This window comes from Thalassospira sp. MIT1004 (assembly GCF_001858545.1).
Classification (GTDB): Bacteria; Pseudomonadota; Alphaproteobacteria; order Rhodospirillales; family Thalassospiraceae; genus Thalassospira; species Thalassospira xiamenensis.
In genome coordinates this window covers 16104-42646 of sequence record NZ_MCAO01000045.1, presented here as the reverse complement: position 1 = coordinate 42646, position 26543 = coordinate 16104, and the positions used below count along the sequence as shown (strand labels likewise).

The 26543-nt window shown below is 56.2% G+C and carries 21 protein-coding genes; 13 read left to right on the top strand and 8 right to left on the bottom strand.

Translation table 11 applies throughout. The annotated features are described in order from the left end of the window. Positions 1–163 precede the first annotated feature (163 nt). From BC440_RS18935 to BC440_RS18925, 3 genes are all read right to left on the bottom strand, one after another. On the bottom strand, positions 164–2239 hold the full coding sequence (locus tag BC440_RS18935) for a methyl-accepting chemotaxis protein (protein WP_051682374.1): 2076 nt from the start codon (positions 2237–2239) through the stop codon (positions 164–166). 170 nt (positions 2240–2409) lie between these two features. Beyond that, complete coding sequence (locus tag BC440_RS18930; RefSeq protein WP_071241116.1) at positions 2410–4854, bottom strand: EAL domain-containing protein; 2445 nt, start codon at positions 4852–4854, stop codon at positions 2410–2412. An 8-nt stretch (positions 4855–4862) separates the two neighbouring features. After that, positions 4863–5954 carry a histidine kinase dimerization/phosphoacceptor domain -containing protein gene (locus BC440_RS18925; protein ID WP_247643608.1) on the bottom strand — a complete coding sequence of 364 codons (1092 nt, stop codon included), beginning with the start codon at positions 5952–5954 and terminating at the stop codon, positions 4863–4865. A gap of 441 nt (positions 5955–6395) precedes the next feature. Between BC440_RS18925 and BC440_RS18920 the strand changes: the two genes are divergently transcribed. The 3 genes from BC440_RS18920 to BC440_RS18910 all read left to right on the top strand — a co-directional run bounded on the left by BC440_RS18920 (position 6396) and on the right by BC440_RS18910 (position 9843). Next, the gene (locus BC440_RS18920; protein WP_071241114.1) at positions 6396–7988 is read left to right on the top strand and encodes a lysine--tRNA ligase; all 1593 of its coding nucleotides are present in this window, start codon (positions 6396–6398) and stop codon (positions 7986–7988) included. 111 nt (positions 7989–8099) lie between these two features. Then, positions 8100–9104, top strand: a complete 1005-nt coding sequence (locus tag BC440_RS18915) for a proline dehydrogenase family protein (RefSeq protein ID WP_247643607.1) — start codon at positions 8100–8102, stop codon at positions 9102–9104. Between the two features lie 151 nt (positions 9105–9255). Next, positions 9256–9843, top strand: a complete 588-nt coding sequence (locus BC440_RS18910; protein WP_071240957.1) for a DUF4136 domain-containing protein — start codon at positions 9256–9258, stop codon at positions 9841–9843. An 82-nt stretch (positions 9844–9925) separates the two neighbouring features. Here BC440_RS18910 and BC440_RS18905 read toward each other — a convergent pair whose 3' ends face one another. Continuing rightward, entirely contained in the window at positions 9926–10801 is an 876-nt protein-coding gene (locus BC440_RS18905) for a branched-chain amino acid aminotransferase (RefSeq protein ID WP_071240956.1), read from the bottom strand. Positions 10802–11086: 285 nt separating this feature from the next. Here BC440_RS18905 and BC440_RS18900 point away from each other — a divergent pair, with 285 nt between their 5' ends. The 5 genes from BC440_RS18900 (at position 11087) to BC440_RS18880 (ending at position 17798) form a co-directional block, all read left to right on the top strand. Beyond that, a complete protein-coding gene (locus tag BC440_RS18900; protein ID WP_071240955.1) occupies positions 11087–12151 on the top strand; it encodes a LacI family DNA-binding transcriptional regulator in 1065 nt (354 codons plus the stop codon). A gap of 342 nt (positions 12152–12493) precedes the next feature. Then, positions 12494–13531: an ABC transporter substrate-binding protein gene (locus BC440_RS18895; RefSeq protein ID WP_139192147.1), complete on the top strand. Its 1038-nt coding sequence runs from the start codon at positions 12494–12496 to the stop codon at positions 13529–13531. A gap of 98 nt (positions 13532–13629) precedes the next feature. Further along, positions 13630–15846 carry an iron ABC transporter permease gene (locus tag BC440_RS18890; RefSeq protein WP_071240954.1) on the top strand — a complete coding sequence of 739 codons (2217 nt, stop codon included), beginning with the start codon at positions 13630–13632 and terminating at the stop codon, positions 15844–15846. Continuing rightward, positions 15843–16943, top strand: a complete 1101-nt coding sequence (locus tag BC440_RS18885; protein WP_071240953.1) for an ABC transporter ATP-binding protein — start codon at positions 15843–15845, stop codon at positions 16941–16943. The genes BC440_RS18890 and BC440_RS18885 overlap by 4 nt, the downstream gene beginning before the upstream one ends. 36 nt (positions 16944–16979) lie before the next feature. Beyond that, positions 16980–17798 (top strand): inositol monophosphatase, encoded by an 819-nt coding sequence (locus tag BC440_RS18880; RefSeq protein WP_007090436.1) that lies wholly within the window; start codon positions 16980–16982, stop codon positions 17796–17798. A 47-nt stretch (positions 17799–17845) separates the two neighbouring features. Here BC440_RS18880 and BC440_RS18875 read toward each other — a convergent pair whose 3' ends face one another. The 4 genes from BC440_RS18875 to BC440_RS18860 all read right to left on the bottom strand — a co-directional run bounded on the left by BC440_RS18875 (position 17846) and on the right by BC440_RS18860 (position 22614). Beyond that, positions 17846–21058 carry an ATP-binding protein gene (locus tag BC440_RS18875; RefSeq protein ID WP_247643606.1) on the bottom strand — a complete coding sequence of 1071 codons (3213 nt, stop codon included), beginning with the start codon at positions 21056–21058 and terminating at the stop codon, positions 17846–17848. Positions 21059–21211: 153 nt separating this feature from the next. Next, positions 21212–21832: a helix-turn-helix transcriptional regulator gene (locus BC440_RS18870; RefSeq protein ID WP_007090434.1), complete on the bottom strand. Its 621-nt coding sequence runs from the start codon at positions 21830–21832 to the stop codon at positions 21212–21214. A 168-nt stretch (positions 21833–22000) separates the two neighbouring features. Beyond that, entirely contained in the window at positions 22001–22195 is a 195-nt protein-coding gene (locus tag BC440_RS18865; protein WP_007090433.1) for a DUF1508 domain-containing protein, read from the bottom strand. A gap of 131 nt (positions 22196–22326) precedes the next feature. Continuing rightward, the gene (locus BC440_RS18860; protein ID WP_071240952.1) at positions 22327–22614 is read right to left on the bottom strand and encodes a hypothetical protein; all 288 of its coding nucleotides are present in this window, start codon (positions 22612–22614) and stop codon (positions 22327–22329) included. Positions 22615–22963: 349 nt separating this feature from the next. Here BC440_RS18860 and BC440_RS18855 point away from each other — a divergent pair, with 349 nt between their 5' ends. From BC440_RS18855 to BC440_RS18835, 5 genes are all read left to right on the top strand, one after another. After that, positions 22964–23404 (top strand): hypothetical protein, encoded by a 441-nt coding sequence (locus BC440_RS18855; RefSeq protein WP_063094247.1) that lies wholly within the window; start codon positions 22964–22966, stop codon positions 23402–23404. After that, positions 23392–23907: a hypothetical protein gene (locus BC440_RS18850; RefSeq protein ID WP_071240951.1), complete on the top strand. Its 516-nt coding sequence runs from the start codon at positions 23392–23394 to the stop codon at positions 23905–23907. Before BC440_RS18855 ends, BC440_RS18850 begins: the two co-directional genes overlap by 13 nt. Positions 23908–24121: 214 nt before the next feature. Beyond that, positions 24122–24364, top strand: a complete 243-nt coding sequence (locus BC440_RS18845) for a hypothetical protein (protein WP_071240950.1) — start codon at positions 24122–24124, stop codon at positions 24362–24364. A 3-nt stretch (positions 24365–24367) separates the two neighbouring features. Next, on the top strand, positions 24368–26203 hold the full coding sequence (locus BC440_RS18840) for a portal protein (protein ID WP_071240949.1): 1836 nt from the start codon (positions 24368–24370) through the stop codon (positions 26201–26203). Further along, on the top strand, positions 26200–26463 hold the full coding sequence (locus BC440_RS18835) for a hypothetical protein (RefSeq protein WP_071240948.1): 264 nt from the start codon (positions 26200–26202) through the stop codon (positions 26461–26463). Before BC440_RS18840 ends, BC440_RS18835 begins: the two co-directional genes overlap by 4 nt. The last annotated feature ends 80 nt before the right edge of the window (positions 26464–26543 follow it).

The window sequence follows — 26543 nt, the reverse complement described above, 5'->3', positions numbered from 1 at the left end:
CGACAATTCCACTTGGGGTCGATGTTTGGTTGTTCAAGCTATCCAAAAGGGTGGTGTTTGCTATTTCCGGGTGTGGCGTGTTTTTTCGAACGAAGCGGTTCAACCGATTGAAATGGGCGGCATCCGAAGGTGCCGCCCATGCTGTTCTTCGTGCCCCGAAAGACTAGATGTTACGCAACCGCTCAAGGAAGTTTTTGACCTGTGTATCAAGGTTGCGGGCCTGTTCTGCCAGTTCGGTTGCCCCGGCCTGCACATTGGAAGCGGCGTCGCCGGTTTGCTGGGACGTATTGCGTACGATCCCGATTGAGGAGGATACTTCGTTAGTGCCTGCTGCGGCCTGCTGGACATTGCCCGAAATTTCGGCCGTGGCAGCGCCCTGTTGTTCGACCGCGGCGGCAATTGCACCGGTGATTTCATTGATGTTGGAAATTGTTTCAGTGATCTTCTCAATCGCGCCGACGGTATTGTGGGTCTCGGACTGGATCGATCCGATCTGCTGGGCGATTTCCTCTGTCGCCTTGGCGGTCTGATTGGCAAGGTTTTTGACCTCGCTTGCGACGACCGCAAAGCCTTTACCCGCTTCACCCGCGCGGGCGGCCTCGATGGTGGCGTTCAGGGCCAGAAGGTTGGTCTGGGACGCGATATCATTGATCAGGCTGACGACCTGACCGATGCGGTCGGCTGCTTCGGCCAGGCCGGTGACCATGGCGTTGGCGCGTGATGCTTCGTCGACCGCATTGTTGGCGATTTCCGATGACCGTGCGACTTGGGAACTGATTTCCTGAATGGAGGCAGAAAGTTCCTCGCTCGCCGAAGCGACGGTCTGGACATTCGCACTGGCCTCGTCGGCAGCCGCAGCAACCACGGTTGCCTGTTCCGAGCTTTCGTTCGCCGCACGGCGCATCTGACGCGATACTTTTTCCATATCGCCAGCACTGTCAGTGACATGAACAACGATGGAGCCGACCGACTTTTCGAATTCGTCTGCCATCTGCAGGCGGGTGCGGTTGCGTTCTTCGCTGGCGCGATGTTCGGCTTCGCGTTTGTCGCGCTCGGCCTGCTGCATGCCCGCGGATGCTTCTTTGAAAGCTTCGAGCGCCTTGGCAATCGCACCAATTTCGTCGGACCGGTCATGATAGGGGACGGTGACGTTGAAATTGCCCTTTTCCAGGTCGGCAATCACCCCGGCAACACGGGTCATCGGGCGGGCGACCATGGCGTTGGTCGACAGCAGGATCACCGCGATCACAACGATCAAAAGTACCACACCACCGATCAGGGTTGCATTGCGCAGGTCATCGGCCGGGGCATAAACGGTGGCAAGCGGCACGTTGACGACCACGCCCCACTGGTTGGCATAACCTTCAATGGCGACCGGAACGATCAGGTGCATGACTTCGCCATCGTCAATCTGACCGGACTGGCCCGACTTCATCGCTTCAAGAATGGCCGCGTCGGTTGGATTGGCGGCATCAAGTTTGGTGCCGCGGATATCGGGGTTTTCATGGGCAACCCATGTGCCCTGTGCGGAAACAAGATTGACGGTGCCGGTGCCAAACGGGGCCAGTTCGGCAAACCGTTCCGACAGCGCATTCAGTTCAAGATCGACACCCATAACACCAAGAAACTTTCCGCCACTGTCCTGCACCGGATAGACAAACGATGTCAGAACCACATCGCGGCCCTGAATGTCATAGGTAATCGCATCGGTCAGGTAGGGCTTATTGGTGCGTTTCGGTTCGGTGTAATATTCATTGACCTCCGGGTTATCGAGCCCGGTCAGGTGATAGGGGGTAATGCCGCCACCGAAGTTATAATAATAGGTGACATATTTTCCGCTGCCGTCGCCGAATGGTTCGCCTTCGCCCTTGTAATCGGCATCCTTGCCGTCAAGGGCGTTGGTTTCAAATCCGGACCACGCCCCGGCAAGGGACGGGTTATCCATCAGGGTGCGATTGAGGATTTCGTTATAGGCCTTGCGGTCTGCTCCGCCCTGTTCACGAAGTGCGCGAAAGGCACCTGCAAGGTTTTTGGCAACCAGCATCCCGCCATTCAGCACCCGGCTGGCCTGTTCGGCATGGAACTGCCCGACGGAACGGGCTTCGCCCACGGTCAGCTCTTCGGTTGTTTTGCCGGTCTGGACAGTTTGAAGGAAGATGCCGACGATCAGGCAGAAGGCAATTGCGAGTGCACTGACGCAGGTCAGCTTGGCACCAAGAGACATATTGGAAAATCGCATTAAAGGTCCCCCTCAGATAAGCTTATACCTCTGAAGTAAGTCTGACGGTCCTTCCCTGTGCCGCCTTATTCAAGGGTTTGGCGACTTTGATCGGGAAACACTACCACGTAGCCTATACTTTAGATAATTGGGAATTATCTGTTCAGGTGGCAATAAAAGGTGGGATTGTTTTATGAAATTTTCGTGCTTGAGTGGTTGGACTTGAAAAGCTGTTCGGCGGGGACCGGTTTGCTGAACAGGAAACCCTGCAATTCGTTACAGCCCTGCCTATGCAGGAAATCACGTTGGGCGGCTGTTTCGACCCCTTCGGCAGTGACTTTGAGGCCAAGGGTCCGTGCCATGGCAATCATGGCTTCGGCAAGGGCGGCATCATCGGTATTTTGCGGAATGCCTTTGATAAAGGCGCGATCAATTTTGATGCGTTCAATCGGCAGGCTTTTGATGGACCGCAAACACGAATAACCCGTGCCGAAATCATCAATCGCGACTGATACGCCAACCGCGCGCAATTCATGCAGGGTATCGATCATGATATCTTCGTCCTGGATCATGCTTTCGGTGACTTCAATCTCCAACCATTTCGGAGCAAGTCCGGTATTGGCCAGAACAGTTTGCACCGTTTTGGCAAAGCCCGGTGTGCGCATCTGGCGGACCGAAACATTGACCGCGATGCGGATTGGATCAAAACCTTCATCTTGCCAGCGGCGCGCCTGTGCGCAGGATTCTTCAAGAACCCATTGGCCGATTTCGACAATCAACCCGCTTTGTTCAGCAATCGGGATGATTTCTGCCGGACCAAGAATACCGTTTTGAGGATGTTTCCATCGGATCAGGGTTTCGGCACCAGACATTTCGCCGGTTTCTGCATCGACTTGCGGTTGATAATAAAGTGTCAGCTCACCCTTTTCCAGGCCGCGACGCAATTCCAGACTGCGCGTCATATAGTGCGTGGCACTTTCGGTCATTTCCGATTTATAAAACGCATAGGTGCGCCGCCCCTGATCCTTGGCGGCATACATTGCCGTGTCGGCCAGCCGGATCAGATCCTGCGGTGAATGGGCGTTTTCGGGATAAAGGGCAATGCCGATGCTGGCCGATAATGTCAGTTCATGGCCGAGGATATAGAACGGCTTTTGCAGTTCATGAATGATGTGGCTGGCAAGGTTGCCTGCGGCGACCTCACTATGCATGTTTTCGCGGATAATCAGGAATTCGTCCCCGCCAAGGCGCGCGATGGTATCGGTTCGATCGGTCAGTGCCTTGATGCGAGTCGCAACAATCAGCAAAACCTGGTCACCGGCGGCATGGCCAAGTGTATCGTTGATATTCTTGAAGTCATCAAGATCAAGAAACAGGCAGGCGGCCACCGACCCGGTACGTTCACAGCGTTCAATCGCACGGTTCAGTCGGTCGGTCGCCAGAAGCCGGTTGGGCAGGCCCGTGAGGCCGTCATACTGAGCCAGATAATGCAGTTCCTGTTCAGCCTGTCGGATGGCGGTGCGATCCGAAATCATCGCAACGAAATGGGTCAGGACGCCATCGTCGTCTTCGACCGCGATGATCTGCATCATGATGGAAATCGGATTGCCCGACATGTCCCGGGTTTCGATTTCGCGGTGCCATTGGCGGCGTGCGTGCAGCGTATGGAACAGTTCCTGATAAAAGGCGGGCGGGAAGGCTTCTGGCTTGATCATATAGGGCGGGCTGCCGGCAACGTTCATCGGGTCTGCGCCCGTAATCTGGCAATAGGCGCGGTTGGCGCTGGTGATGTTCAGGTCCGGGTCCAGTATCAGAATGCCATCCTGGGTGGTTTCAAATACTGTCATCGCCTGACGGAGTTTGTCATTGGTCAGACGTTGATCGGTAATGTCCTGCATCACGCCTATGATGCGCTGTGTGCCCTTGCGGTCATTGATATAGGACCTGCCGCGTGCGCGGAACCAGCTTTGGGTGCCTTCGCTTTGCTGACCGCGGAAAACGACGTCGTAGAATTCGCCATGCAGAACGGCATATTCGAATGCCTTGCGAACCATGTCGCGATCATCGGATGCAACACGATGCAGAAAATCTTCCCAGCTTTCGGTGATTGTTTCTGCACTTTGATTTTCGTCGGGTAAAAACTGCGCCAGACCGGTGCTGTGCATTTTGCGGGTACTGACATCCACCTCCCAGCAGCTCATGCGGGCAGCATGCATGGCAAGCGACAGCCGTTCCTGACTTTCACGAAGGGCAAGCTCTACCTCGCGGCGTTCCAGTGCCATCTGGATTGTCGCGTGCAGTTCACGTTCTGAAAACGGTTTTAACAAAAAGCCATAGGGTCGGGTTTGGCGCGCCCGTTCAAGGGTTGTATCCTCGGAATAAGCCGATAGATAGATGATCGGGATCATCAGATGTTCGGGGATGCCCGCCGCGGTTTCAATGCCGTCAAGATCACCGTCGATGCGGATATCCATCAAAATGATGTCAGGAGCATCGGTTTCAATCGCTTTTAAGGCATTGATACCGGCACTATGGACAGATGTCCGGTCATAACCGAGCCGGGCAAGCTGTTGACGCAAATGCAGGGCGACGATCCGTTCGTCTTCAACAATCATCACATGGATCGGCTTGCGCATGGCGATCATCAATCCTTTATCGTGAAGCGAATAGTGATCCGGGTCGGGCTGCCGGTGTGGACATCAAGAGTCCCGCCCAGTTGATCAGTCAGCAATTCCACCAGTTGCAGGCCAAGCCCGCTGCTGCTGTCGATGCAGAAATTTTCCGGGAATCCGACACCGTCATCGGTCAGACTGAGTTCTATCTGGTTTGGGGCAATTTCGGTCGCAAACAGGCTTATTTTACCCGTCCGGTTACCGGGGAATGCATGTTTAAGCGCATTGGTGATCAGTTCGTTGGTGATCAAGCCACATGGGACTGCCGTTCCGATCGGAAGTGACACCGAACCCAGATCGCGTTCAAACCTTATGAGGTCGGGATTGGTGTTGAAGGTGACCAACAGCGAATTGATCAGCGCATCACAGAAATAGTTGAAATCGACGCGCGAAACATCTTCGCTTTGATAAAGGGTCTGGTGGATTTGCGCCATGGACCGGACACGGTTGCAGCTGTCGCGCAGTATTTCGCGCGCCAGATCGTCTTTCACATTGGCGGTTTGCATATCAAGCAGACTGTGAACAATTTGCAGATTGTTTTTGACCCGGTGATGGACCTCCGACAGCAGGATTTCCTTTTCCTGCAAGGATTTTTCCAGCCGTTCCTGACGGCTTTTACGATCCGAAATATCGACAATGGCAGCCAGGACCTGAACACGGTCGCCTTCTGCAATCGGGTTCAGACCGATTTCCACCGGAAACTCGCTGCCATCCTTGCGCAGGGCATAAAGATCCCTCCCCGGTCCCATCGGGCGTGGTCCGGGGGCGGCGATGAAGCTGTTGCGAAGACCCGCATGATGATGGCGAAACCGATCTGGCACCAGCACATCGACTGGCTGGCCGAGTAATTCATCACGGGTATAACCGAACACCTTTTCGGTTTCGGCATTGACCATTTCAATAAGACCCTTGGCATCGACAAGAATCATCGCATTTGGCGCATATTCAACAACGCGCCGGAATCGATGATCTTCCTCGAATGCGACATGCGGTGCGGTCATCGTACTGCCTGATCCATCGGCGTGCGACGCCGACAAGTCTTTCATGTCTGACGTTTCGTTCAATCATTTCTCTCCCGTGCAAGGCGGTCTCCCACCTTAAGAAGGACAGGGAACCCCTGATCGTCGCCCGTTTTCTTCGCCCACTCCCGGCGGCTTTTTTGTTCCTGACTGCACGGACAAGTAACAGTTACGATATATCAGCGCTCGGCAAGCTGGTTTCAACCATCCGTCGGTGTAGGTTTGTTTTTTTTCTTATATTTGCTGTATCATGCTGATCCGACGCGTGAATTTTGCGTGTTACTATGCCCGCCCTCTCTGTCAGGGTGGGAGAAGAGACGAGGGGCGCCGGTTAAATCGCGCGTTGCAGTTCGGCCATGTCCGATCCGGACTTGATCTTGCAGGCCGGCGGGGATAGCTTCGCGCACGCACGGAATCCGGGTGATTTCACGTGTGGCCGGATTTCCAGATAATTCAACGATACAACTGACAAACAAGGTTTCAAAAATGACAGCCGATCTTCGTGATGCCGCCCTTAACAGCAACGTCTGGGCCTTCCAGGAAGCCCGCAAGCTGGTTGAGCGGTATAAACAGAAGAAGCCTGAGAAGGGTTATGTGCTGTTTGAAACCGGTTATGGCCCGTCGGGCCTGCCGCATATCGGTACCTTTGGCGAGGTTGCGCGCACGACCTATGTCCGCCGCGCGTTCGAACAGATGTCCGATATTCCGACAAAACTTTTCTGCTTCTCGGATGATATGGACGGTCTTCGCAAGGTGCCTGACAATATCCCGAACAAGGATATGGTCGCCCAGCATCTTGGCAAGGCATTGACCAGCGTGCCGGACCCGTTTGGCACCCATGAAAGCTTTGCGCATCACAACAATGCGCGGCTCTGTGATTTCCTTGACAGTTTCGGCTTTGATTATGAATTCAAATCTTCGACCGAATGCTATCGTTCGGGCATGTTCGATGCGGCTCTTCTGCGTCTTCTGGAACGGTATGATGCGATCCAGAAAATCATGCTGCCGACCCTTGGTGAAGAACGCCGCGCGACATACAGCCCGTTCATGCCGGTCGAAGAAGGGACCAACAAGGTCTTGATGGCCAAGGTGACCGAGCTTAACGTTGAAGCGGGGACCATCGTTTACGAACATCCGGAAACCGGCAAGCTGGTTGAAACTCCGGTTACGGGTGGGCGTTGCAAATTGCAGTGGAAGCCGGATTGGGCGATGCGGTGGTTTGCGCTGGGCGTAGATTACGAAATGGCGGGCAAGGACCTTATTCCGTCGGTCGAGCTTGGCAACAAGATCGTCAAGGCGCTTGGCGGTACCCCGCCGGAAGGCTTCAATTACGAGCTGTTCCTTGACGAGAACGCGCAGAAAATCTCGAAATCCAAGGGCAACGGCATTTCGATGGAAGACTGGCTGAAATATGCGCCGGAAGATAGTCTTTCGCTGTTCATGTTCCAGAAGCCGAAAACCGCAAAGCGACTGTATTTCGATGTCATCCCGAAAACGGTTGATGAATATCTGACCTTTGCCGACAAGCTGAAAACCGAAACCGATCCGGAAAAGCTTTTGCAGAACCCGGCATGGCACATCCATGAAGGCAAGGCACCGGAACGTGATATTCCGTTGTCATTCGGTATCTTGCTGAATCTTGTTTCGGTCTGTAATACCAGCGACCCGGAACTGCTTTGGGCATTCATTTCGCGCTATGCCAAGGGCGCAACGCCGGAAAATCAGCCTTATCTCGACAAGCTGGTCGGCTATGCGATCAACTATTACAATGACTTCGTCAAACCGACGAAAAAATACCGTGCCGCGACGGATGCCGAAAAGGCAGCCCTGACCGAGCTTCGAGATATGCTCAAAACCCTTGATGCCGGCACCGATGGTGGTGACATCCAGACGCAGGTGTTCGAGGTGGGTAAGAACCACAATTACGAAAACCTGCGTGACTGGTTCAAGGCACTTTATGAAATCCTGTTGGGACAGGAACAGGGCCCGCGCATGGGATCGTTCATTGCGCTTTACGGTATTGATGAAAGCATCCAGCTGATCGACCGTGCGATTGCCGGTGAAGAACTGGGCGCGTAAGCGTTCGGGTTTAAAGACTGCCGTGAAATACCAAGCGACCCGTCATCTGGCGGGTCGCTTTTTGTTTGATCCGGTGTCATTTCGTTCAATAAGTTTAATGGCATATCCCGGATGGTGATGCTTTTGCGTTTGACCAAAACGGAGTTGATGATGGGGTTCTGGCAAAGGGCGATGATCGCAGTGGCGTGCAGCAAGCCATTGCGCCGCGCGGGCGAGGCGGTCGGGTGGAAAACCGGGCTGGCTGCACAGTTCGTTAGCGGCGCGGATGGTGCCGAGCATCTGAAACGCACGCAGGAATTGGCAAAGCACGGTATTCGGGTTTCGAGCTTTTATCTGGGCGAATATGTGACCGATCTGGCACAGGTGGCGGAAACGGTTGATGCAATTACAGCCGTGATCCCCAAGCTTGATCGTGTTGGTTTGGATGTGCATGTTTCCATTGATCCATCGCAGCTTGGCTATATGCAGGATCCGGCGATGTTGGATGACAATGCCCACAAAATTGCCGGTTTGATCCGCAACGTCGGTGGTGAGAAAGCAGGTCGGCGCTGTTGTCGGATGATGATCGACATGGAAGATTTCGACATGGTCGATGATACGCTGGCCCTTCATGACCGGCTGCTTGAGGCAGGGTATCCGGTAGCCCAGACATTGCAGGCGCGATTATTGCGAACCGAAGCCGACATGGCGCGCAAGATCGCACAGGGGGCCATGATACGTCTGGTTAAAGGGGCGATGGCCCCGCCCGATCATGTTGCCTTTACCCGGCGTCGCGACATCGACGAAAATTATCTTAAACTGGCGTCAATGATGTTGTCCGACGAAGCGCGCCTTACCGGATTTATGCCGGTTTTCGGATCGCATCATCGTGAGTTGGTTGAATATATCGCAAAGGTCGCAGACGAACGTGGGTGGGAGCGTGAGGCGTTCGAGTTTGAAATGCTTTATGGCGTCAATCAGCCACTTCAGCGGGATCTTGTGTCGCTCGGTTATCGGCTTCGGCTTTATGCGCCGTTTGGGGGGGATTGGTGGGCTTATGCGTGGCGTCGTGTTGGTGAAAACCCCCACAATCTTGGTCTTTTGCTGCGTTCGCGGCTGAATGCTACGGGCCTGTAAATGCCAGCGGGGTGTGTTCGTTGCGTTCTGCCATGCATCTGCCCAAATGATAAGATGTAATGTAAAACAAAATCAGTCATTTCCGATGTTTTGGTTAGGGCCATGCATCGGGAATGATCATTTAAACGGCGAGCACCGAAAGGAAGGCCGGATGAAGATGGTCAAGATCATAATGGCGGGGGCAATGGCGATGCTGCTGGCGGCCTGTTCGACCGGGCCGCGTGTCTATACCGATGCCGATCCGGCGGCCGATTTTTCGCGTTATCGGACCTTTGCCTTTTATGAGTCTGCGGGAAAGTCGGATGAAAAATACGCCACCCTGCACGGCCAGCGGATCGAGGATGCGGTCAGTGCCGCCCTTGAAGCGCGCGGTTATCGCGTTGACATCAACACCCCCGATATCCTGATCAACTATCACCTCAAGACCGAGGAAAAAACGCGGACATCGCCGCCGGTCTATTACGGCGGGTATTACGGTTATCGCAGCGGGATGTATGTCGGTTGGCCCGGGTATGTCGAGCCGGGATATGTTGACAATTATACCGAAGGCACGATTTCGGTCGATATGGTAGACCGCCGCACCGATCAGATGATCTGGGAAGGCACGGCGGTTGGCCGTATCGACAGCGAGTTTCGCAACAATCCCGATCTGGGAGTGCGCAAAGCGGTTGGCGCGATATTTGGCAAATATCCCTATGTCGCAGGCAGCAGTGTACCGGTGATGCCTGCTGCACAGTAATTACGGGACATTTTCCACGTGAGAGCTAAAAAAACGGGCTGATCATAAGATCAGCCCGTTCTGCATTGTATAGATCTTTCGATTAACTGTTTTCCGCAAACGCCCAGTAAAGTTCCTGTGCGCGTTTGGTCATCGGGCCGGGCTGGAGGCTACGATCATCAAGTTTGACGCAGGGGGCGACCTTGTAATAGTTGCCGGTGCCGAAGATTTCGTCGGCATTTTCAAGTTCGGTATAGGTCACGGTTTTTTCTGTGACGTCTACACCGTCTTCGCGCAGAAGCTTGATCACGCGCTGGCGGGTCAGGCCGTTCAGGAACGTGCCGTTGATCACAGGTGTAAACACCTTGCCATCCTTGGCGTAGAACAGGTTGGCATAGGAAAATTCCGCGACATTGCCGATCGGATCGAGCATTACGCCGGTATCAAAACCGTCCTTTGTGGCCTCGGAAACCGCGCGGCCGACATTGGGATAAAGGCAGGATGCCTTGGCCTCGGTCGGCGCACTTTCGGGGGAGGGGCGGCGGAAGCTTGATTTCCGGGCGGTAAAGCCGGTTTTGATCGCGTCCGGCAGGTCGGATACCGAAATGCACAGCACGAACTGTGCGCTTTCTGGTGTCGGGGCAAGGAAACCTTCGCCGCCATAGACAATTGGTTTGATATAAAGGGCGAGCGACGGATCGAATTTCTGAACGCCTTCGCGGACGAGGGCGACGATTTCATCGGTGGTGATTTTCGGGGCAAGACCCATCAGTTCGGCCGAGCGCAGCACACGGGCGCAATGGGGCACAAGATCGGGCATTTTGCCATTGATGCGGCGCGCGCCGTCAAAGACCGTGGAGGCCATCCACATGCCGTGGGTCTGCGGACCGATAATCATCGGATTGCCTGCGTGCCATTCGCCTTTGTACCAGGTCCATGTCGTGACGGCTTTGGTGTCTGCGGTGGTGGCGTGACCCATTCTTCTTGCTCCTGATCGAATTTCGGGTGGCGTTTGCATGTCGCGGGACGATGCAAGGCATCCAGAATAGGGGCTTTGCGTGATCATGGTCAAAGAAAACTGACAGGGGAAATGCCGGTTCGGTGCCGTTTTTAAGGAAGTTGCGATAAATGACGGTTCTGTGAAATATCCCGTATCATGCACACGTGTGCGTTGGCGGACCGGAAGGCCTGTGATATGTGTGTGACCGTGCTGCAAGACTGAAAACAGGCACGGCCAGACGGCGTAAAGAGGGAAATTGCGCGCATGACCGAGGGTAAACACACGCCTGAAAATGGTGACGGGGCCGAACCAGGCCGCGATTTGCAGCATATCGTGACCTCGGCCGATGTTGCGCGCGAAGCCGGTGTTTCGCGGTCCACCGTTTCGCGGTGTTTATCAGGCGACCGGCGGATATCGGATGCGACCCGCCTGCGGGTACAGGAAACCGCCAACCGGCTTGGTTATCACGTCAATAAAATCGCCCGGTCGATGAATACGCGCAAAAGCGATCTGATCGGATTGGTGACATCGGGGCTTTCCGATCCGTTCCGCGTTGAATTCCTTGATAAACTGATCCTTGCCATTCAGCAGTCCGGTTATCGTCCGTTGGTGATTGATGTATCCGATCCCGCCCAGATGGGCACATCGATGATGCATCTGTTGCAATATCAGGTGGCCGGGGTGGTCGTGACATCGGGAAGCCCGCCGCCCGAGGTGGGTGTGCATTTCCTGAAACGCAATGTCCCCGTCGTTCTGGTCAATCGCGCCGGGCGGCTGGAGGGCGCGGACGTGATCAATTGCGACAATGTGCGCGGCGGTGAAATGGCCGCCGACCTGTTGCTTGAAACCGGTAAAACCCGGTTCGGGTTCCTCAATGTCAAGGGTGGTACATTCAGCGGCAATGTGCGGGGCGAAACATTCGTTTCGCGGATCGCACCGCGCCTTGCGAGCGGGGATATCAGCTTTACCCCGCTGGTCTGCGACAGTGCCGATTATGATGGTGGCTTTAATGCCGCGCTTAAATTTCTGGCAACGCCGGAAACCGCACCAAACGCGATTTTCTGTGCCAAGGACCATATTGCGTTGGGTCTTCTGGACGCGGCCCGGTTTGAACTGGGCCTGCACATCCCCGAAGATATTGCCGTGGTCGGGTTTGACGATATTGCCGCGGCCCGGCAGGGGGCCTATCAATTGACCACTGTGTGCCAAAGTGCGACGAAGCTGGCCGAAATGACGGTGGATCGGCTGCGCCAGCGCATCCGGGGCGATGCCCTGACGGATCAGCGGCTGATCCTGCCGGTGGAAATGACGCGTCGCCGGACGGCCTGAACCGGTCTTTTTTACGGATTTCAGGCCGATTTTTCTTCGATTTCTGATGCAAGACAGCTGACTCGCGATGTTTCTGCGGGTTATGCGCACACGTGTGCGTTAAGTTTTAAGGCGGATGCCTTGCTGAGGGCAGCGTATGGTTTTGCGATGGCGATTTGTGGGTATGAAATTTTTACATTTAAAAACAAATGGTTATCCGTGCATGGCGAGAGTTTTTGGGCTCTAAATAGAATTTTTCTGTCATTTGATGGAATTTATGATTAAATCATTCCAGCACGTGATTTGCGCAATGGTAATGCACACGTGTGCATTCAACGAAATGCAAACCGGGAGGAAACCCAAATGACGATCAGAAATTCTCTTTTTGCGACTGTCGCGATTTCAGGCCTTTTGGCTGTTGCGACCGCCGGTTCGGCCCATGCGGCCGGTCGGCTTAATGTCATCTGCTCGGCCGATAATGAGTGGTGCGAGATGATGGAAACCGCGTTCGAGCTGGAACATGACATCGATGTATCGATGGTTCGCAAAAGTTCGGGCGAGGCTTATGCGCAGGTTCGCGCCGAAGCTGCCAATCCGAAACTGGATGTATGGTGGGCCGGGACTGGCGACCCCCATCTTCAGGCTGCCGCCGAAGGCCTGACGGAAGAATATCAATCCCCGCAACTTGGCAACCTGAATGACTGGGCCGTGCGGCAGGCAAAAAATTCCGGCAATCGGACGGTTGGGGTTTATGCCGGTGCACTCGGCATTGGTTACAACAATGATCTTCTGACGAAAAAGGGCCTTCCGGCGCCGAAATGCTGGGAAGATCTGAAAGACCCGGCCTATAAGGGCGAAATCCAGATGGCGAACCCGAATTCATCGGGCACGTCCTATACCGCACTTGCGACCCTTGTGCAGATTTTTGGCGAAGAAAAAGCCTTCGATCTGCTTAAAGAAATGCATAAGAACGTCAACCAGTACACCAAATCGGGTTCCGCCCCGATCAAGGCCGCAGCCGTTGGTGAAACTACAATCGGCATTACCTTCATGCATGACATGGTCGCCCAGATCAAACAGGGGGCGAACCTGACCGTGGTGTCGCCGTGCGAGGGGACCGGTTACGAAGTGGGTTCCATGAGCATTATCAAAGGTGCGCGTAACCTTGAAAATGCGAAAATCTGGTACGAATTCGCGCTTGATCCGCGGACCCAGTCGATTGCCGAAGACGCGCACAGCTATCAGGTGCCGTCCAACAAAGAGTCCAAAATTCCGGATGGCGCACCGCGTCTGAGCGAATTGAAGCTGATCGACTATGACTTCGCGAAATACGGGGATGCGGAAACCCGCCGTCATCTTCTGTCGCGTTGGGATGACGAAGTCAAAACCGCGCCGCAATAAGCGCGATCTGCCTTAGCGGTTCTGTCCGTCCAGTGTGATCATCGGACGGGCAGAACCAGACTTCCCAATTCGGCGTGCAGGAGAGTTTCGTGAACCGGATGCTTTGGTTCTGGCTGGTGATCGGCTGGATCGGTTTTGCAATTTTACCCTGGTATCAGCAGGAATACGGGTTCTGGACCCTGGAATGGCTGTATGACGGCTATCCGATGTATGGCGATTATTCGCCTGCAATCCTGCAAACGACCCTTCATCAAAAATTCTGGCTGCTGCCGATTGCGGCATTTTTGCTGGCACCACTCGCACTGGCGCGCGCCGGGCGTGATCATCCGCATTATGCCCGTATCCTGATTTCATGCGGGCTGGGCGGTTTGATCTATCTGGTGGGGCAGGGCTTTTTTGTTGGCATTTCCGGCTGGGGATTTGGCTGGCTTGAGGCGATGTTTGGCCCGCTTGAGGTCCGGCAATACGGGCTTGGCTATGGCGCGATGTTTGTCGCCGCCAGCCTGCTTGTGATGCTTTGCACCGGTTTTGCTGCGGCGGGGGCGATGCGGGGTGATGTGTTTGTTACCTCCGCCATCGGGACGGTTATTGCGCTTGTCGGGTTGTTTGTATTCTTTCCGGTCGCGCGCATTTTCATCGGATCGTTTGTCGATATTGATGGCAACCTTTCGGGCGTGGCCTTTATCCGCAATTTCCTTGATGACAGCATCTGGGGGCTGGGCTGCCTTGCCGGGGGTGTTTGCGGGGTTGCGTGGAATACGGCGTTTCTGGCGGTTCTGACCGCTGTTTCGACCACGCTGCTTGGGCTTTCATTTGCGCTTGTGGTGACGCGGACCGGGTTCCGGTTCAAAAAGCCGCTTCGGGTTTTGACGGTATTGCCAATCATTACCCCGCCATTCGTGATTGGCCTGGCATTGATCCTTCTTTTTGGCAGATCGGGGGCTGTAACGCAGTTCTTTGCTGATCTGCTCGGGGTGGAGGCAGGGCGCTGGCTTTATGGCCTCCCTGGAATCTGGCTGGCACAGACCCTGTCCTTCACCCCGATTTCTTTTCTTGTGCTGATCGGTGTGGTCGAGGGTGTCAGCCCGTCGATGGAAGAAGCATCGCAAACCTTGCGGGCCGGACGTTGGAAAACGTTTGTCAATGTGTCGCTGCCCTTGATGCGCCCCGGTTTGGCCAATGCCTTCCTGCTCGCCTTCATCGAAAGCATGGCCGATTTCGGCAACCCGATGGTCCTGGGCGGCAATTACGAAGTGCTGTCGACCGAGATATTCTTTGCCATCGTCGGCGCACAAAACGATGCCGGACGTGCTGCCGTTCTGGCGATGATATTGCTGTTCTTCACACTTTCTGCCTTCGCCGCACAGCGGTTCTGGCTGGGCAAAAAATCCTATGCCACGGTATCGGGCAAGGCCGATAACGGGGCGCATGTCGGGCTTAATCCTGGTATGCGTTTGGCGTGCTACTTCACCGCCATTCCGTGGGCGATCTTTACGGTCGTGCTGTATGGCATGATTTTCTATGGCAGCTTTGTCAAACGCTGGGGCTTTGATAACAGCCTGACGATGGATAACTATAGCGATGCGTTTGGTATTGGCTGGAGCGAGCATGGCATCGTCTGGGCCGGGGCAGCATGGGACAGTTTCTGGACCACGTTGAACATCTCGGCGATTGCCGCACCCCTGACCGCAGCGGTGGGGTTGACGACGGCCTATCTGCTGGTGCGTCAGAACTTCCGGGGCAAAAGTGCCTTTGAATTCGGCACGATGTTAAGCTTTGCCATTCCCGGTACGGTGATCGGTGTCAGTTATATTCTGGCGTTTAACGTGCCGCCATTCGAATTGACCGGGACGGGTGTGATCCTTGTGATCTGCTTTATCTTCCGCAATATGCCGGTGGGGGTTCGCGGCGGGATTGCCGCCATGAGCCAGTTGGACAAAAGCCTTGATGAAGCATCCCTGACGCTTGGGGCCAACAGCTTTACCACGTTCCGACGTGTGATCCTGCCGCTTCTGCGCCCGGCGATTGTTGCCGCACTGGTTTACAGCTTTGTGCGCGCGATCACGTCGGTCAGTGCGGTGATCTTTCTGGTCAGTGCGGATCACAATATGGCGACATCCTATATCATCGGGCTTGTGGAAAACGGGCGATACGGCGTTGCGATTGCCTATTGCAGTGTTCTGATCCTTGTCATGCTGAGCGCGATCCTTGTTGTGAACGGCCTGATCGGGCAACGGCGTTTGCGCCGCGAGGACCGGGTTGAGGCAACACCGGACAAGACATCGATAGGAAATCTAAGAGAGAAGCATTCATGAAACTGAAAACGCGTGCGGGTTCGGTCGTATTCGACAATGTCACCAAGACCTATGGTCACGGGGCGGTTACCGCGATCGACAATGTATCTTTCACCATCAATCCGGGCGAGCTTGTCACCCTTCTGGGGCCAAGCGGCTGTGGCAAGACCACGACATTGCGCATGATTGCCGGGCTGGAACATGCGACCACGGGCAAAATCCTGATTGGGGGCAAGGACGTTACACAGCTTCCGGCGACGGACCGTGATGTCAGTATGGTGTTTCAATCCTATGCGCTGTTTCCGCATATGACGGTGGCCGAAAACGTTGCCTATGGGCTGAGTGTCACCGGCGTTGCCAAGGCCGAAGCCAGGGAAAAAGCCGAAGAGGGGCTTAACCTTGTTGGTTTGGGCGGTTACGGCAGTCGCCTGCCGTCCGAGCTTTCGGGCGGGCAGCAGCAAAGGGTGGCGGTGGCGCGTGCGCTGGTGCTGGAACCCGAAGTTCTGTTGCTGGACGAGCCGTTATCAAACCTTGATGCCAAGCTTCGCCGTCATGTGCGGACCGAAATCCGCGATTTGCAGCAAAAACTTGGCCTGACGGCGGTTTATGTGACCCATGATCAGGAAGAAGCATTGGCCGTTTCGGACCGGATCATCGTGATGAACCGGGCGGTGATCGCGCAGCAGGGCACCCCGCGCGAATTGTATGAACAGCCGCAATCGGAATTTATCGCCGACTTTATCGGTGATGCCAATCTGGTTGACGGGGAAATCATCAGTATCGATGGCAATCACGCGCGCGTCGATATCGGTGGCGCGCAATGTAATCTGCGTCATCGCGGGCAGGCAAAGGGACCGGTTCGGGTGGCGGTGCGACCCGATGCGGTGCAACTGACCGGATTGGCGGCGATTGCGGGCGATGCACATGTCATTGAAACGTCGCTAAAAGGTCACATTACGCATGCAGCCTATCTTGGTAGTCAGATGCAGTATTCTGTGGCAACCCCGATTGGCGAGCTGTTTGTGATCGATCATCGGATCGATACACCGATCATCGCGGGTGAACAGGTTGCCATCGGCTTTTCCGAACGCGGCATGGCCGTGGTATCGGGGCAATAACGGATCAATCGCAAAACTGTTTCAGGCAGGGACAAAGTGGAAAAGACATTTTCGGGAATTGATATCGAAGCACGGTTTGAACATGCGCGCGACGTGATCCGCGAAGCGGGCAAACGCGCCATGGAATATTACGAAGGCGACGCCGCCGACCTTGCGATTGAAACCAAAACCAACGCGCTTGATATGGTCAGCATTGCGGACAAAAACGTCGAGGCGATCATCCGCGACCGGATCGGCGATGCCTTTCCCGAGGACGGGTTCCTGGGCGAAGAAATGGGCATCGAGAAGGGTGATAATGACTGCCTTTGGGTGATTGATCCGATTGATGGCACGGCCTGTTTTGTCAATCAGATGCCGACCTGGTGCATTTCGGTTGCCCTTATGATCGGCAAAGAAGCGGTCATCGGCCTGATTTACCATCCCTGCAATGGCGAGCTTTTCAGCGCGGTGATCGGGGATGGCGCACGCGTGAATGGCGAGCCGGTCAAGGCCAGCGATGCCAAACTTGTCAGTGATGGTGTCATGGGGATCGGCATGTCGCATCGTCTGCCAAGCAGTTCGATCGTGCCGGTGATCGGCCAGTTGCTTGACGAGGAAGGCATGTTCATCCGCAACGGGTCGTGTGCGTTGATGATGGCCTATGCCAGTGCCGGGCGTTTGATCGGTTATTACGAGCCGCATATCAATCCGTGGGATTGCATGGCGGGGATTGTCCTGATGCGTGAGGCGGGGGGCTGGTGCAATGATTTTCTTGATCTGCCCAACGTGCTTGAAGATGGTGGGCCGATATTGGCCGCGGGGCCCAATGTCGCCAAACATCTGGCGGATATGATCGGGCTTTCGTATCGGGGCTGATCACACCTGATGGCACGATATTGAATGCATGCTGACCGGTGCCGGGTTTAGTCCCCGGTGCCGGTCAGTTGCTGTTTGCGTTCTGTGAGCATGCGGTAATCAAGGCGGGAAAGTTCGTGATTGATGGCCTTGATATCGAGCGGCTTGGTGCAGTGCGCATCCATGCCGGCCGCGCGAAATTCTGCCAGATTGTCGCTTGATGTATCTGCGGTCAGGGCCAGAACCGGGATGGTTGCCTTGATCGGGTCGGCAAATTCGCGGATCTGGCGGGTGGCTTCGATCCCGTCCATCACGGGCATATGTACATCCATCAAGACCGCGTCAAAATCATGTTCAAGCAGCTGGTCAAGGGCTTCCTGCCCGTTGGCGGCGGTGACGATTTCATGGCCCTGCTGTTCAAGCAGTTTCTGGGCGAGAATACGGTTGATCTGGATATCCTCGACCAGAAGAAGCTTCCGTCCCATGACGCGCGGTTTGTCCGGATCGGCGAGGCCGAGCTGACGGTCGTCTTCGGCTTCGCTGCCACGTTTTGGCGCGTCTGTCAGCGGCAGGTCGAGGTCAAACCAGAAGATGCTGCCCTTGCCCTCGATGCTTTCGACATCAATCGTGCCGCCCATCGCCAGGATCATTTTCTGACAGATCGCAAGGCCAAGGCCGGTTCCGCCAAAACGGCGGGTTGTTGATGTATCGACCTGTGTGAAGGCTTCGAAGACCGAGCGGACCTTATTGACCGGGATGCCGATCCCCTCGTCACGGACAGAGATGCGGAACGCCATGCGACCGTTGGCGGTTTCCTGCCGGGTTACGACAACATGGATACTGCCGGATCTGGTGAATTTGATTGCGTTGGAAACCAAATTGGTCAGGACCTGCTTGATGCGGACCGGATCGCCGATCACCCAGCGCGGCATGTCGGCCGGGATATCAAGATGCAGGCGGTTATCCTGATTGCGTGCCGGGACCATCATCATGGAAACGACTTCTTCGCAAATCGCGTGGATGTCGGTCGGGACTTCTTCAAGGACCAGTTTGCCTGCCTCGATCTTTGAGAGATCAAGAACATCGCCGATCAGGGACAAGACATGACGCCCGGCCCCATTGATGGTCGAAAGATAGCTTCGGATGGTTTCGGACGGTTCGTTTTTGTCGATGGCATCGCGTGCCAACTGGGCGTAGCCGAGGATCGAGGTCATTGGGGACCTGAATTCGTGGCTCATATGGGCGATGAATTCGGATTTTGCGCGGTCGGCCTGCTGCGCCTGATTCATGGCGTTTTCAGCTTCCTGGCGGGCGTTATCAAGTTCGCTGGTGCGTTGATAGACCAGATCGACAATCCGTTTTTCGGTGCGGGTCAGGGACCGCAGATAGACCATCAGAAGGATGCTGATGGTGGCGCCAAATACAAAGATCGCCCATGGCTGCCAGTATAAAAGCCCGTTCAGGCGGGCTTCGGGCCCGTGCAGGACAATCGTCCAGTCGCGGAAGCCAAAGGTAAAGGTCGAGACCTTGGGGTTATAGCCGGAGGTGATTTCCTTGACGATATGCGTGATCGCATATTCCGGGCGTCGATTGGAATAGATCAGTTGACGGCCTTCGGGGGCATCCATATCCGCCAGATGGATTTCAAAATCCGATGGCAGGCGGGCAATGCGGGCGGCACGCGTGATCATATTGGTCAGACGCAGCACGCCGACCGCAAGGCCAAGCGGTGCATTGCCGGGATTGCGCCGGTTCGGAACATTTAAAAAGGCCAGTGCCGTGATTTCGGCGGTGGCGGACTGTCGCATCCGGATCGGTTCGGTCAGGGTAATGTTTCCGGTACGGATGGCGGTTTGCAGGGCCCGGTTGCGGATTTCATCGCTTGCCAGATCGAACCCGACGACATTTTCATTGCCGGACTGCGGAAAAACGTAAAAAACCGGGAAATATTCATCGCGTTCCGGGGAGCGTCGCATGTCGCCATCGACCAGATTGCGAATTTCAAAATTTTCAACACCCCGGAGGGAGGCATTTTCCTCGATCAGACCGCGCGCGCGGCGTTCGATATAGGGAACCCATTCCAGTGCTGCGACACCCGGTCTGCGTTCAACCCACGGGCCGATCATGGCGTTGAAGGTATGAAACGACACATCGCCATGGACATCAAACAGGGTGCGCACGGCAATCAGGCTGTCGGTGGCGCGGCCTAGTTCTTCGCGAAGGGATGCTTCGAAGGCGCGGCGGTACTGTTCCGTCTGGACGTCAACGGCGTGATCGATCTGACCGAATGTGTACCATGCCGCCAGCCCCGATATCGAAAAACCGGTCAGGCCGACAATCAGGGCCAGGTTGCGACGCAGACGGTGGATATCGCTTGAAATCCGGCCATCGCGGGTGCGCATGGTGATGACATTGATTTTTTCGATGCCCGCACCCAGCAACAACGTCCCGACCGAAACCGCAATCACATAGCTGTAAAGATTTTCAAGGCCGATATTCATGTTTGAGGTGTGGATAAAGGTGCTTTCGCCCAAGGCGGCAAAAACAACGATATCAACGACGATAAAGGCATTGACCAATGCCGCGCCCAGCAACCCGAACCGCACCGCCCCCCACAGAACAAAGGGCAGGGAGACAAAGATGAACAGATATTCCGGTTTGGCAATCAGCGGGGTTGTCTGGACGGCCGAGGACACGATGATGGTGGCGACACAGACAAAGGCCAGTTCGCCGTAATATGCAAAGCCGTGTGATCGCCATTTCTGATGGATCAGGCGCAAAACCAGCGGCCCGACTACCATTACACCGACCAGATCGCCAAGCCACCAGCCCCGCCAGATGGTGGCGAACTGGTCAAAATTGCCAATTGCCGTCAGGCTGAGGCTTGTCGTACCGCAAAGTGCGGCAAGTGCCGGGCCGCCAAGCCCGCCGATCATGATCAGGCTGAAAATCCCGCGCGCGGTCACAAGCGGGGAGCGGCCCGATATCCGGGCGATCAGTACCGCAGAAAGCGTCGCGGCCAGGGTGTTGCCGATTGCAATCAGAATGGCGGTTTCTACCGGTGCCGCCGTCGTCAGGTTCACCAGAAGCGCACCCGCAAACACGGCGGGAAAATAACGCCATCCCCATGCAATCAAAGACCCCAAGGCAATCCCGGAAGGCGCCCAGATCAGGGTGACGCTGCTGCCATAGAAGGGGAATTGCAACCCGGCATAGCCAAAAACGAAATAGGTTAGCGCAATCGCCACAAAGCGGATGATGTGCACAGGGGCCAAACGCAAATTCGTTCCTTCCCGGGGTTGGGCGCTTCTGATCAGATGGGAAGCCGGGCGCAAAAATGAAGACCCCGATCCCAATGTTTCGGGTCGATTATCACGCAAAATTCTTAACGCACTATCCCCATTTGAGGAGAATGCAAAAAGGCGATGGTTGTTCTATTGGCTGACCCAAAGGACGCGCGCGATCCAGTCAATGTCGCGGGCTTCGACATAGCGGTCCTCATAGGCCGGGTTCAGCGATTTCAGTTCCACCCCCATCGCCCCGCGGCGCACCAGTTCCTTGGCCATGACCTCGCCCGATGTGGTTTTGACAACCACGCGGTCCTGCGGGCGGATGTTTGATGCCGGGGAGACGACGATCAGATCGCCATCGCGAAAGACCGGGGCCATGGAATCCCCCGAAATCCGAAGCCCGTAGGCGGTCGGATCGTGCAGGGCGGGAAAGGTGATGTCTTCCCACGCGCCGCCAACCGGATAACCGGCATCATCAAAAAAGCCGCGATTCCCGGCCTGGGCAAAGCCGATGACCGGCACGCGCCCGGCGCCGTTGCCATCGACAAGCTGGGCGAATTCCTGAAAGGTGACATTGGCCACCGAGAGCACCTTTGAAATGCTTTCGGTCGAGGGCCAGCGGGGTTTGCCCTGATTTGTCGTGCGTTTGGACCGGTTGAATGTGGTGGGATCAAGCTGCGCCAGGCGGGCCAGCCCGGAGGGGGTCAGCCCGTTATCTTCGGCGATCTTGTCGAGTGCGCCCCATATCTGTTCTTGCCGGATCATGCGGTATCCTAGCAGGATGACGGGGCGGCCGAAAAGGAACAAATTCCTTGCATATCCGAAAGTTGAACCGATATCGCCATATGATTGAAAAGGTTATCAACCCCGGCAATGCATGCCGGGGTTTTGGGGGCAGGCGGTGGCGTCATGCGCCGTTTTCATGCATCGGCTTCATGCACTGGCTTCGTGCACCGGGACATCCTTGGAAGATTTCAGCAGATCGATGCTGTGGATGCAGTCGGATTTGGCTTTGTAGCCCTCGCTGCTCATGGCGATTTTAAGGCCGTTGCGCGCGATATAGGTCCAGCGCCATTCGCCTTTTTTGTCCTTGTAAAGCTCGTAACGCGGGGCGGGTGCATTTGCCATGGGAGACTCCTGACTGTCAGTGGATCGGCATGCAATGGACTGCATCGACCGGTGATGGAAAATTGCCCGATGGGGCGTTCATGAAGACAGTTCAGGAAGGGTTTTGTGACGAAAGGGGCCGGGGGTGTGATTTAGCGCAGAAGCGCAATCCCGTCATCGTGGCCGGCCAGCAGGATCACATCCTTTTTCGATGGGGCCTTGCATTTCGTGGCCGGGCGCAGTGCGAGAAGGGAGGATGCAATTTTCTGCGCGCCGGGCGAGAGGAAAAACGCATCATCGGGGCCGAGTTCGCGGGAGCAGAAAAGGGCAGCGTCGCGCGGTTTTTTGGCTGCAATGAACAGTTTTTCAAACGCATCGACAAAGTCGGTCGATGTTCCCATTGCTTCCTGTTGCGTCATTTTGATGCTGGCCCAGCTCATGGGAGTCTCTCGTCTGGTTGTGGATATTTCACAGGCCATTATTCATCCGCTGGCCCGCAAGTCGAGGATTTTTGCGGTCGTTCGAATAATAGGAAATTAATCCTTTACAATGAGAACAAAAAGGGATTATAGCTTGTGGATCAACACCGGAAGTGCATCCGGAAATAGCTTTGATGCGGTCAGAATGGCGGAAAGCGGCATATAAGCCGGGTTTTGCACGTATCACGTTGGCCATCTTTACATATCCGGCAGGCAATTGGCTTTGGGCTTCTTTGAGGCGCGAAAGGGGATAATTGCGCGCGTTTTCGGAGGTGTTGATGCGAGACAGGCAGTTCAGCAGGAGGGCGAAATGAGTGAACAGAGACTTTTTCCCAAGCCGATCGCGGACCGCGTGACGACCCCGTTTTCCAGCGCAATGCAGGCGTGGTTCTGGTTTGTGCGGTGCCAGGCGTCACGGATCGAAGGGGCACGTGTGGTGGCGGATGCCAGTGACGTTGTGCGGCCGTGCGACCCGGATGATATCTATAACGCGGTCATGCGGCTCCGGCGCGAAAATGTGCTGGATGACCGGCATTTGCAGGTGATCGAATATTACGGGCTGGTGGAACGCACGCCCGATCCGCGTGATGGTCGTGAAAAGCCGAAATATGATCTTTGGTGCGATGCGATGGCGGCCTTGCAGGATGCGTTGATTGCGCGCGATATCGTCCTGCCGGGGGCCGAGGATGCCTTTCACCATCCCGAAAGGATGATTAAAATGACGGGAGAATTGCCGCCATGCAGACTTTGATTCGCGAGGCGATCCGGCCCGATATCCAAGCGGGTGCTCAGGCGGATTCTGTGCCGAAACAGCCGGTAAATTCGCCAACTGAACCGGTGATGCGCGATGTGCTTGTCGTGTTTGCCGATGCGCCCGAAAAGCGGCTTTTGCGGTGGCTGAAACCCGGTTTCCGGCATTGTTTCGTGCTGATGTCGGGCGGACGTGCCGGGGAGTGGATCTGCCTTGATCCGCAAAGCCACCGGGTGGCGTGCGATGTCTGGCAATATTCGGTTCTGTTCGATCCCGAAGCCCATTACCGGGCGCGCGGATTTGACTGCATCTGGGTCAGTTATCCGGCGGAAGTCCCCCGGCGGGTGCGGTTGGGTGCGTTTACCTGTGTCGAGTTCGTCAAACGGTTGCTGGGCATTTCCGGGTTCTGGATCGTGACGCCGCATCAACTTTTTTGCGCGATTAAACACGCAGAAACAACGGGTTATCGTGGGAGAGTGTTTTTTTCTGAAAAATGTTCTTGATTTGTTCTTTTTCTTGTGCCATAAGGGAGAAGTCAACACCACAATTGCGCCCGCATCGCTTTATCGCGTTGCGGGCGTTTTTGTTTCCAGCCCGTTTAAGGGCATTTGTTTTTTTAGCCCCGGTTTGGGGCTGTTTGTTTTTTTTTGGGCCCCGTTTCGGGGTGTTTTGTTTTGCCCCGTTCGGGGCGGGCACAGAAGGAGGCAAAGGGGCATTATGGGCAGTCTGTTTTCGACACCAAAACCAGCAGCGCCACCACCAATTGCCACCAGCCCGTCCGCAAACCCGACATCCGTCGATGACGGGGAAAGTGCGGCAGAAGCGGCACGACGGGCGCGGTCCGAGGCACTGGAGCGGCGACGCTATGGCCGGGCCGGTCTGATCGGTACGGGGTTTCGCGGGTTGCTTTCTGACCGGATCGACCGTGCGGCGGGCGGCAAAAATCTTTTGGGGGATTAGGCGATGACAGAACGGCAGAACCGCGAAGCCCGACCGGTCCGCCCGGCGCGGAAGGTGGGGGCGGCAGCGAAGCGTGCGACGTCTGATCGGGGGCTCCCCGATGGAGCGCAGCGTGCTGCCGGTCGGAATGCGACCGGGCCGGGTGAGACCAGGCCGGGTGATGCCAGGCCGTCGGGAGCAGACCAGAGGGTGGCGACATTTGGCCGGATGGCGAAGGAGCCGGTCGGCCGTCTTGGAGCAGGTGCTGGTGCGGGGACAGGCAGCAATGCCGGGACCGGGGCCAAAGCCGGCGGGATTGCGATTGCCGATTTGCGGGCCCGGTTCCGGGCGGCGGTCGGGCAGAAGCAGGGCTGGGTCCGGCATTGGCAGGAATGTTACGAATTTGCCCTGCCGCAGCGCAATGGGGCAAGCGAGCAACCGGGGGCATCCGGCGGGGTATCTGGCGGGGAAAAGAAATTTGATCGGGTGTTTGATGCCACGGCCCCCGATGCGGTCGAGCAGCTTGCGGCAAGCCTGATGGCGGAAATCACCCCGCCGAGTGGTGGCTGGTTCGCGTTCGAGCCGGGCGGCAATGTGGCGGATGCGGATCGGGACATTCTGACCGCGCGGCTGGCACGGGCCGCAAGCATTTTGCAGGGGCATTTTGACCGGTCCAATTTCGCGGTCGAGATGCATCAGGCGTTTCTCGATCTGGTGACGGCGGGGACGGCGTGCCTTCGGCTTGAAGCGGATGATTTTTTAAGCCCGTCGGCGTTTCGGTTTGGCGCGGTGCCGCTGCGTGAACTGGCGTTCGAGGAACGCAGTGACGGCAGAATGGATGCGGTGTTTCGCAAGCTGTCGCTGACCCGTGACGAGATTGCAAGGCAATGGCCAGAGGCGCGGTTGCCCGATAGGGATCGGGATGAGGGGCAGAGCCCGAGACGATACGCGGTGGTCGAGGCGGTTTTGCCCGATCCGGGGATTTCGGGTGGCTATCAGCTTTGCGTGTTTTTTGAGGATGACGGGGCGGTTTCAGGCGGTTCGGGAGGTGCTGACGGGGTGCTTCACCGCGACCGGTTTGAAGTGTCGCCCTATATCGCGTTTCGCTGGATGAAGGCACCGGGCGAGGTTTATGGCAGGTCGCCGGTGATGAAGGCGCTGCCTGATATCAAGACGGCGAACAAGGTTGTCGAGCTGGTGCTTAAAAACGCATCCATCGCGGTGACCGGCATCTGGCAGGCCGATGATGACGGGGTTTTGAACCCGGAGGCGATCCGGCTTGTACCGGGAAGCATCATCCCGAAGGCGGTCGGGTCGGCGGGGTTAACGCCGCTTGATGCACCGGGGCGGTTTGATGTTTCCGATCTGGTGCTGTCTGATTTGCGTGATCGTATCCGGCGGTGCCTGTTGGCCGACCGGCTGGGGCAAAGTGACCAGCCGGGCATGACCGCGACCGAGGTTCTGGAACGGGCATCGGAAAATGCCCGGTTGCTGGGGGCGACTTACGGCAGGTTGCAGGCGGAACTGCTTTATCCGCTTATTCGCCGGGCGATCCATATTCTGGTGCGGCGGGGCGAGCTTCCCGATATGCCGCTTGACGGTGATGTCGTGCAGTTGCGCCATAGCGCGCCATTGGCCCAGTTGCCCAAACGCGTACAGGCCGGGCAGGCGATGGATTGGTTATCAAGGATTGCGACGCTGGGGCCGGAGGCGCTGGGCGAGGTCGATATGCCGCACATGGTCCGCTGGCTTGCCGATCAGTTTGGCGTGCCGGACCATTTGCTCAGGCCGGTTTTGCCGCCGGTCGAGCCATCGGTTGAGCCAATGGTTGAGATGGCCGTTATGGAGGACGCACCATGAGTGGCTGGGACTGGTTTGAGGAGGTGGCAGCCGCCGACGAAACGGATGAAGCGGATCGGGTGCATTGGCAGCAATGCTTTGGCACGCACGCGGGGCAGAAGGTTCTGGCGGAGCTTGAACGCAGCATCCTTCGAACCGCACTTGGCCCGCAAAGCCCGGATCGGGCGATCTGGATGCGGGAAGGGCAGCGGGCGCTGGTTTTGCAGATGGCGCGGCTTGCACGGGGCAGCGTAGAGCGGGGCGCGGCGGATAAAGGGTGAGGTTGCCCTTTCTGTTGGTGGCTCGGCGGCGGCTGTGCCGGAGAAGGTGGGGCGCTTGATGTGAGTTTGGCGCATGCGGC